Source organism: Colwellia sp. (assembly GCF_013215345.1).
Classification (GTDB): Bacteria; Pseudomonadota; Gammaproteobacteria; order Enterobacterales; family Alteromonadaceae; genus Colwellia.
The window spans coordinates 1-8,034 of record NZ_JABSOV010000149.1; the positions used below are offsets into that span (position 1 = coordinate 1).

Sequence of the window (8,034 nt, forward strand, 5' to 3'; positions counted from 1 at the left end):
TCGTACATAAGTATGCATTAATTTCTTTGTATCAATTTTTTGTTGTTGACAAGAGGGAGTCCACATAAGTTGGCTATTAGGATTGAGAGTAAGCCCGTTAAAGTCAAGGGAGGCCATTTTAGCCGACCATTTTGGTCTTTACTTGCCATAGCCTCGTGTATTAGTGGTTGGTATTTTTTTAGCTTGTTCTTTAGCTTGTTCTTTAGCTTGTTCTTTAGCTTATGGGTTAAATTAGTCGGCTAACCATTTATTAATTTCACTGTACATAAAATCACGGATTATTGGCTGCGCTTTGGCATTAGGGTGTAAGTTATCATTTAGCATTAAAGAAGTATCAACAGCTATGTCACTCATAAAGTAGGGCATAAGGTAAGCGCCTGTTTGTTTGGCAACTTTACTATAACTGTCGGTAAACATTTGACGATATCTTGGACCTAAGTTAGGCGGAATATGAATTTCCATTAAGGCTACCTTAGCACCATGTTGTTGACTTATGGTGACCAGCTGGCTTAAATGTTTCTGCAACAATTTCACTGGAAAGCCTCTAATACCATCATTACCACCTAGTTCAATCAACACATGACTCGGTTGGTGTGCTTTAAGCCAAGCATCAATTTTCAATAAGGCGTTATCGGTAGTTTGGCCACTTATAGCGGTATTAATTACCGTGATGGGCTGGTTTTTTTCTATATATTTATTTTGTAACAAATGAACCCATGCTTGTGCTTGCTCAAGGCCATAGCCAGCGCTTAAGCTGTCACCAATAAGTAAAATTTTGTCATTTGCATGGCTTGTAAATGATAAGTTTGTCAAAATTAAGATAATAATAGATTTTAGGAAACAGCGTGTCATGTCAGTACTTTCTCAGTTAAATGTTATTCAAGTGTCAGGGCTTACTCAGCGTGTTAACACACTTGAAGGAAGCCTCACTATCCTTAGCGATATAAACTTTTCTGTCAAGTCAGGGGAGTCAGTCGCGATTGTCGGTGCTTCGGGCTCGGGTAAATCTACCTTGCTGAGTTTATTGGCTGGATTAGATGTGGCAAGTCAAGGTGAGGTTCATCTCGACGGTGATGCGTTAAGTACACTCGATGAAGAAGCTCGTGCTCAGTTACGGGCAGAAAAAATTGGTTTTGTCTTTCAGTCATTTATGTTGGTGCAAAGTTTAACCGCTCTTGAAAATGTCATGTTACCAGCAGAGCTGGCCGGTGACCATGATGCCAAAGCACAAGCGGTTGAATTGTTGGACAAAGTAGGGCTTTCACATCGACTTGCACATTATCCTTCACAATTATCTGGCGGAGAGCAACAAAGAGTCGCTATTGCTAGAGCCTTTATTGGCTCACCTAAGATACTTTTTGCCGATGAGCCTTCAGCGAATCTTGACAGTAAAAATGGTCACTTGATTGAAACACTACTCTTTGACTTAAATAAGCAAAACGGCACTACATTGGTACTCGTTACACATGATGAACAATTAGCAAAAAAATGCCAGCGCATTATACATATTGAAGGTGGGCAACTTGAAAAAATCAGTGAAGGGGCAGCTGCCAATGTGGGTTAAACTGGCCTTTAAGCTATTCTCTCGAGAATTTAGACGTGGTGAATTGACGATTATCTTTGCTGCTATAGCTCTGGCTGTGCTTACCGTATTTAGTTTATCTGCAATTACCGAGCGAATCAGTCTAAATATCGCGCACAAAAGTAGTGACTTTATTGCCAGCGATCGCCGCTTATCAAGTAATCATGCTTTTGAGCCTCAGTTGCTCAAGCAAGCAAGTCAATTTGGTCTGGCTACGGCACAAATGCTTTATTTTGATTCCATGCTCTTTGCCAATGATGAATTAGTGCTAGGCTCAGTAAAAGCAACCACTGCTGCTTATCCTCTGCGCGGAAAAATAACCATCAAGGACAATCTTGCCAGCAAAGCTTATGAAGTCGAAACTGGCCCTAAGGCCGGCTCAGTTTGGCTTAGTGAAGGCTTGTTTTATACTCTTAAAGTAAACGTTGGTGATACGGTTGAGTTGGGTGCCGGTAATTTTAACGTCACTAAAGTGTTAGTAAAAGAGCCTGATGCACCATTTTTCTCGTTATCGGGTAATAAGCGTGTGCTGTTAAATTATGCCGATATTGAGACCACTCAAGCCGTTCAACCCGGTAGTCGAGTATTTCACCGTCTACTTTTTGCTGGTAATGAGCAAGAGTTAAGTGATTATTATGCTTGGCTCAAACCTCAGCTTAAAAGTAACCAAAACTGGCAAGGTCTTAAAGATAGACAATCACCACTGGGCAATAACTTAGACCGTGCCGAACGCTTTCTATTATTGGCCGGTTTATTTGGCATAATGCTAGCAGCGGTTGCTATGGCTGTGTCAGCTAAGCGCTATTGTGAGCGACAGTACGACCCCGTTGCCATGATGAAAACACTGGGTGGTAGTCGTAAAGTAATCCGCAATATTTTTCTTTTACACCTAAGTTTAGTGACAACTTTTTCTATTGTTGCTGGTTTAGCCGTAGGCTTTATCTTGCAAACCATAGGCGCAGATTATTTAGCTACCTTTATGGGTACTGAGTTGCCGCAAGCGGGTGTACGCCCTTGGTTGTTGTCTGCTTTTATTGGTCTAGTTTGCGCATTGATGTTTTCACTTAAACCGCTGTTAGATTTATTTGATATTCCGCCGCTTCGAGTACTGCGCCGCAACTTAGGTGATACCTTAGCAATAAGCCGCATTCATATTGGCCTTTCAATGCTAACTATTTTTGTCTTAATGTGGCTATTTAGTGGTGAGATTGTTACTACTTTAATTTTATTTGCTTCTACTTTAGTTGTGATTGCGGTTTTATTTGCTTTATCACGATTATTATTTGCTGCAGGTCGTAAACTAGGACTTAGGCCAGGCTCTAGTTGGTCGTTAGCAATAGCCACCTTACAAAAAAGAGCCAATGCTAATGCCATCCAACTGATCAGTTTCGCCTTAGCGATTAAGTTAATGCTATTTTTGGTGGTATTAAAAAATGACATCATTTCAGACTGGCAAATGCAAGTACCTGCAGATGCGCCTAATATGTTCATCATTAATATCGCTAAAGAAGAAGTTGAGCCGATTAAGCAATTCTTTAACAAACACAACATTGCCCATGAAGCTTTTTATCCCGTATTTAGTGGCCGTGTTGATGCAGTAAATGGCGAAGAATTCGCTCGTCGAGTGTCTAAACAAGAAGGTGAAGAAAAAGATGAAAGCGCCAGAGAAGGTGTCAGTAGAGAGCCTAATTTAACTTGGTTAACGTCTTTGCCTGAAGGTAATGAAATAACAGAAGGAGAATGGTTTACTGATGGAGGTACTGGTGATGATATTGAAGTATCCGTTTTTGATGGTTGGCAAGAAACTCTTGGCTTAAAAATTGGCGATACCATTACACTTTTGGTCAATGAACAACCAATAGACGCTAAAGTCACAAGTTTCAGGAAAGTAGATTGGGGTAGCCTCAAACCCAATTTTGTTATGATTTTAAGTCCTAATATGGCCGGAAAAGTACCGGTAACCTACTTTAGTGCTGCGAAATTACATGACCGCGATACCAAAGGTATCAGCCAGTTATTACAACGATACCCAACAATAAGTATGATAGATATCAAGGCACAAATTGAACAGGCGCAATCAATTATTGCGCAAGTATCCTTAGCGATTGGTTTTGTTTTATCTATTGTCCTCGTCAGTGGTGCTTTAGTACTTATTTCTCAGGTTCAAGCGAGCTTGGCTGAGCGCATGCAAGAAGTTGTAATTTTACGAACTTTAGGGGCTAAAGGTCGGTTGATTAAGTTGGCAACACTTTATGAGTTTATGCTGTTGGGAGGCATTGCTGGCTTAGTTGCCGCAATAGTGAGTGACGTAGCTTTACTGGTTATTCAACAGCAACTCTTTGATATCTCAGGGCGCCTTCATCCTTATATATGGTTGTTAGGGCCGGTAAGTGGTGCATTATTTGTTTCAAGCATTGGTTATTTTATGGTGGCTAATACCATGCGACAAAACACCCAAGGCTTGTTAAGGAAGCTTGGTTAAATACAGATAACGACCCTGCTTATCGCTAGGGTCGTTATACTTACATATAGGCTATAGCGGTTATAATTTAACCATACAGGCTCTGGAGAATAACCAGTTGATTACTTGAGCTTAAACATAGCTAAGCTAGTGTAACTAAAGTATTTAAGGTATATTGAAATCATAAAAATATAAGGATTAATTTTCATGGTTTCAAGTTCAAATCATAGCTCTATCGTAAAAGCCTTTGTCACGGTAGCCGCTATTTTTATCATTTTTGCCGGTATTAAAACTGCAGCGAATATATTAGTACCGTTTTTACTGTCAGTCTTTATCGCTATCATCTGTAACCCCTTAATCAAAAAAGCCAGTGAATTCAAAATACCGAAAGCAATATCCATAATTTTTGTTATCGCCGTTATTGTCACTATGGCTGTTTTTTTAACGGGCTTAGTGGGCAGTTCGTTAAATGAACTTTCACAGTATATTCCTCAATATCGAGTGCAACTCAAACAACAATTTGTTTGGTTAACGGACTTTTTTGCCAAACACGATATTCAACTTTCTACCTCTATCGTAACCGAGTACTTTGATCCCGCTGCAGCCATGGGCTTAGCGGCTGAAATGCTATCAAGTTTTGGCTCGGTGATGGCAAATCTATTTTTGATTGTTTTAACTGTGGTGTTTATTTTGTTTGAATCATCATCTTTTCCGCATAAGCTGCATTTAGCTTTAGATGATCCACAAATGCGTTTGCAACAAATTGAGCGATTTATATCTTCAGTAAACCATTATATTGCCATTAAAACCTTGGTTAGCATTGCCACCGGTTGTATTGTTTCGCTGATGTTATGGGCCTTTGGTTTAGACTTCTTTTTACTCTGGGGTGTATTGGCCTTCTTACTTAATTATATTCCTAATATTGGCTCTATTATCGCCTCAGTACCACCGATGACTTTAGCTATTCTACAATTAGGTATTGGTGACGCTGGTGCAATAGGCTTGGGCTTTGTTTTCATTAATATGGTGATGGGCAATATTATTGAACCTAGATATCTAGGTAAAGGTTTAGGTTTATCAACGTTAGTGGTGTTTTTATCACTGATATTTTGGGGCTGGTTATTGGGCACTGTTGGTATGTTATTAAGTGTGCCACTGACCATGATATTAAAGATAGGCTTGGAAAGCTCACCTGAGGGTCGTTGGTTAGCTGTGATGCTAAGTGATGAAGATGAGTTGGATGATAAAACCGAACAAGCTCTACTTAGCTAGGGTTAAACTTAGTGAGTGTAAGTTTGAGTATGTTAATTTGAATTAATTAACATACTCAATAAGCATAAAGAAGTTCGGTAAAGTAAGGCTTATGACGCAGTGTTAGTGGTTTTAATTTTACTAAGCGCAGTTATCCGACTTTGGCTTAATAGCACATAACAAGTTTTATAGGCTACATCAGCGCCTCTTTGTGGCGATATTGCTAGATATTGCCAGCGACAATCATTTTCTCTATAAGTAATAAAATTACTTTGTGAACGCTTAAACATCCTTAAGGCAGAATATCGGCCATTAACTAAGGCTTTTTCTTCTAAATTAAAAGTATGTAAGTTAACCCAAGTTTGTAATTCCCTATCCACATATGAAATAACGCTATCTAAACACCGGGACATAGCCGCAGAGGATATTTCCTCAGCGGTTTGTTTTTGACATGAGGCAATATCTTTTGCCGCGTTAGCAGGGCTCATCATCAATAAAGGATATAAAAGTGATAAGGTTAGTAGTGTTTTCTTATAGATCATTTTTCGGTTACAAACTCTAATAGTGACAAGTACAAAGTGCGCTAAATAGCAGGTAAACTAGCTAGTAATCTTTAGCGCTAAGTTTAGTTGATAATCTTTTTTTTTATCAAATAATTATGTGGGTAATACTTTTTTATAAGGTTTAACGGTGACCTTTTTATAAACACCAGCGCTGATATAAGGGTCTTGATCAGCCCATGTTTGTGCAGCAGTTAAACTATCAAATTCAGCAACGATTAATGAACCGGTAAAGCCGGCTTCACCTGGGTCTTCACTATCAATAGCTGGGCATGGACCCGCTAATAATAATTTCCCCTGTGCTTGTAAATCTTTTAAACGCTCAATATGTTTATCGCGTACCGATAGGCGTAAGCTGAGTGAGTTTTCAACATCTTCACTGTATATAAGATAAAACATGGCGGGTATTCCTTTAAATAATTGCTTGAGTTAATTTGTTATTAGGGCAATAGCTTGATTAGAGTGACTACTTTTTATCATCGGTAACTTTATCGTTTTCATCTTCTTCAACAGGTAAATACTTATACAGTAATAAAATAGAAGTAATAGAGAAAACAAACATTAAGCCGGTTAAGCCAAATACCTTAAAGTTTACCCAAGTATCAAGGTCGAAATTAAACGCTACGTAATAATTTAATCCAGCACAAAATAGGAAGAACATTGCCCAAGCAACGTTTAATCTTGTCCAAATGTTTTTTGGTAGTGATAAAGACTCACCTAAAAACTGTTTAATGATATTCTTTTTGAAAATAATATCACTCACTAATAATGCCGCGGCGAAAAAAGTATTAATAATGGTTACTTTCCATTTGAGAAAGGCATCATTTTGTAAATAAATAGTAAGACCACCAAAAACCACTACCAAACCAAAGATTATCCATTGTTTAGCGGGGATTTTTTCTTTCTTAACTTTATAGTAAATAATTTGCAAACAAGCGGCGACAATTAAGCTACCCGTAGCCCAGTAAATCCCGGCGATTGAATTTACAATGAAAAAAATAATCAGTGGGAAGTATTCAAGAAATAGTTGCATATAAAACCATTGTTAAAAGTGATATTAAGGGAGCAAATAGAGCGATATTAACAATCGCCTGTTAGCAATAAGCCAATTTTAACGAATGCGAGTTTAATAGCCAAGCTTATATTTACATATCATTAAACAATAAAACCTTTATTTCGCCTTAGTCATTGATCCTTATCAATGAACCGGCGTTGTCTAATTGTACTTTTAAAGGGAGCAGAGTAGTTTAGCGTTAAGTTTAATTACCCTAGATAGTATTTTCCATGACAACTGACAACTGACAACTGACAACTGACAAGTTATTTTACCAAGAACAAAACAATGAAGTGTCATTGTTTAATTATGCCTTTGAACATCAGCTGCCCGTATTAATAAAAGGGCCAACAGGGTGTGGTAAAACACGTTTTGTTGCACATATGGCACAAAAACTTAATAAGCCTTTATATACGGTCGCTTGTCATGATGATTTAACTGCCGCAGATCTAGTGGCACGGCATTTAATTGGTCCCAACGGTACTTATTGGCAAGATGGACCACTTACCCGAGCGGTGAGAGAAGGAGGTATTTGTTATTTAGATGAAGTGGTTGAGGCACGTAAAGATACCACAGTGGTATTACACCCTTTAGCGGATGACCGCCGTATACTGCCCTTAGAGCGTACCGGTGAAATACTTGAAGCGGTGCCTGGCTTTATGTTGGTGGTTTCTTATAACCCAGGTTATCAAAACCTACTAAAAGGCATGAAAGCCAGTACTCGGCGACGTTTTGTCGCTTTACGCTTTGAATACCCCTGCGCTGAGCTTGCACAACAAATATTTAGCGAGAGCGATGGCAAAGAAACTACCTATGTTTTAATCCATGTTAGCTTTTTTACCCTATAGTTTAGCTACAATTTAGTTAAAGCTTAGTTAACTATTTATTATTTTAGCTGCTATAAAGGCGCATGGTGCAATGACAAGAAGTGAAAATTTTAACCGAATAGGTGGACGCGTTAGCCTAATAACTATTAACAAAGTCTTTTACGATAAAGTTTATCAACACCCATGGTTAAAGCAGTATTTTCTGAATATTTCACAGCAGCATATTGAAGACCAGCAAGTTGATTTTATGCAAAAAGGCTTGGGCGGCGAAAATCACTACATAGGCAAAGCTCCGCCAA

At 38.6% G+C, this 8,034-nt stretch carries 9 protein-coding genes; 5 read left to right on the top strand and 4 right to left on the bottom strand.

Annotated features, from left to right (window positions below):
• Positions 1 to 231: 231 nt before the first annotated feature.
• Positions 232 to 852, bottom strand: coding sequence for an arylesterase (locus HRT50_RS16445; protein ID WP_291616468.1), 621 nt, complete (start codon positions 850 to 852; stop codon positions 232 to 234).
• Between HRT50_RS16445 and HRT50_RS16450 the strand changes: the two genes are divergently transcribed.
• The 3 genes from HRT50_RS16450 to HRT50_RS16460 all read left to right on the top strand — a co-directional run bounded on the left by HRT50_RS16450 (position 851) and on the right by HRT50_RS16460 (position 5,315).
• The gene (locus HRT50_RS16450; protein WP_291616469.1) at positions 851 to 1,564 is read left to right on the top strand and encodes an ABC transporter ATP-binding protein; all 714 of its coding nucleotides are present in this window, start codon (positions 851 to 853) and stop codon (positions 1,562 to 1,564) included. The two genes, HRT50_RS16445 and HRT50_RS16450, sit on opposite strands and share 2 nt — an antisense overlap.
• Positions 1,554 to 4,064: an FtsX-like permease family protein gene (locus HRT50_RS16455; RefSeq protein WP_291616483.1), complete on the top strand. Its 2,511-nt coding sequence runs from the start codon at positions 1,554 to 1,556 to the stop codon at positions 4,062 to 4,064. The genes HRT50_RS16450 and HRT50_RS16455 overlap by 11 nt, the downstream gene beginning before the upstream one ends.
• A gap of 186 nt (positions 4,065 to 4,250) precedes the next feature.
• Positions 4,251 to 5,315 carry an AI-2E family transporter gene (locus tag HRT50_RS16460; protein WP_291616472.1) on the top strand — a complete coding sequence of 355 codons (1,065 nt, stop codon included), beginning with the start codon at positions 4,251 to 4,253 and terminating at the stop codon, positions 5,313 to 5,315.
• 89 nt (positions 5,316 to 5,404) lie between these two features.
• Here the strand turns inward: HRT50_RS16460 and HRT50_RS16465 are convergent, their stop codons facing one another.
• The 3 genes from HRT50_RS16465 to HRT50_RS16475 form a co-directional block, all read right to left on the bottom strand.
• Positions 5,405 to 5,836 (bottom strand): lysozyme inhibitor LprI family protein, encoded by a 432-nt coding sequence (locus HRT50_RS16465; protein WP_291616473.1) that lies wholly within the window; start codon positions 5,834 to 5,836, stop codon positions 5,405 to 5,407.
• Between the two features lie 114 nt (positions 5,837 to 5,950).
• Positions 5,951 to 6,253: a YciI family protein gene (locus HRT50_RS16470; RefSeq protein ID WP_291616475.1), complete on the bottom strand. Its 303-nt coding sequence runs from the start codon at positions 6,251 to 6,253 to the stop codon at positions 5,951 to 5,953.
• A 67-nt stretch (positions 6,254 to 6,320) separates the two neighbouring features.
• Positions 6,321 to 6,887: a septation protein A gene (locus tag HRT50_RS16475; protein ID WP_291616477.1), complete on the bottom strand. Its 567-nt coding sequence runs from the start codon at positions 6,885 to 6,887 to the stop codon at positions 6,321 to 6,323.
• Positions 6,888 to 7,201: 314 nt separating this feature from the next.
• Between HRT50_RS16475 and HRT50_RS16480 the strand changes: the two genes are divergently transcribed.
• Both HRT50_RS16480 and HRT50_RS16485 read left to right on the top strand, forming a co-directional pair.
• Positions 7,202 to 7,756, top strand: a complete 555-nt coding sequence (locus HRT50_RS16480) for an AAA family ATPase (protein ID WP_291616479.1) — start codon at positions 7,202 to 7,204, stop codon at positions 7,754 to 7,756.
• 70 nt (positions 7,757 to 7,826) lie between these two features.
• On the top strand, positions 7,827 to 8,034 hold a 208-nt coding region (locus tag HRT50_RS16485; protein ID WP_291616481.1), incomplete at its 3' end, for a hypothetical protein.

What these genes read in the sequence shown, in the direction of transcription:
- HRT50_RS16455 (WP_291616483.1), top strand. Translation starts at nt 1,554, where the DNA reads ATGTGGGTTAAACTGGCCTTTAAGCTATTCTCTCGAGAATTTAGACGT.
- HRT50_RS16460 (WP_291616472.1), top strand. Translation starts at nt 4,251, where the DNA reads ATGGTTTCAAGTTCAAATCATAGCTCTATCGTAAAAGCCTTTGTCACG.
- HRT50_RS16470 (WP_291616475.1), bottom strand. Translation starts at nt 6,253, where the DNA reads ATGTTTTATCTTATATACAGTGAAGATGTTGAAAACTCACTCAGCTTA.
- HRT50_RS16465 (WP_291616473.1), bottom strand. Translation starts at nt 5,836, where the DNA reads ATGATCTATAAGAAAACACTACTAACCTTATCACTTTTATATCCTTTA.
- HRT50_RS16475 (WP_291616477.1), bottom strand. Translation starts at nt 6,887, where the DNA reads ATGCAACTATTTCTTGAATACTTCCCACTGATTATTTTTTTCATTGTA.
- HRT50_RS16445 (WP_291616468.1), bottom strand. Translation starts at nt 852, where the DNA reads ATGACACGCTGTTTCCTAAAATCTATTATTATCTTAATTTTGACAAAC.
- HRT50_RS16450 (WP_291616469.1), top strand. Translation starts at nt 851, where the DNA reads ATGTCAGTACTTTCTCAGTTAAATGTTATTCAAGTGTCAGGGCTTACT.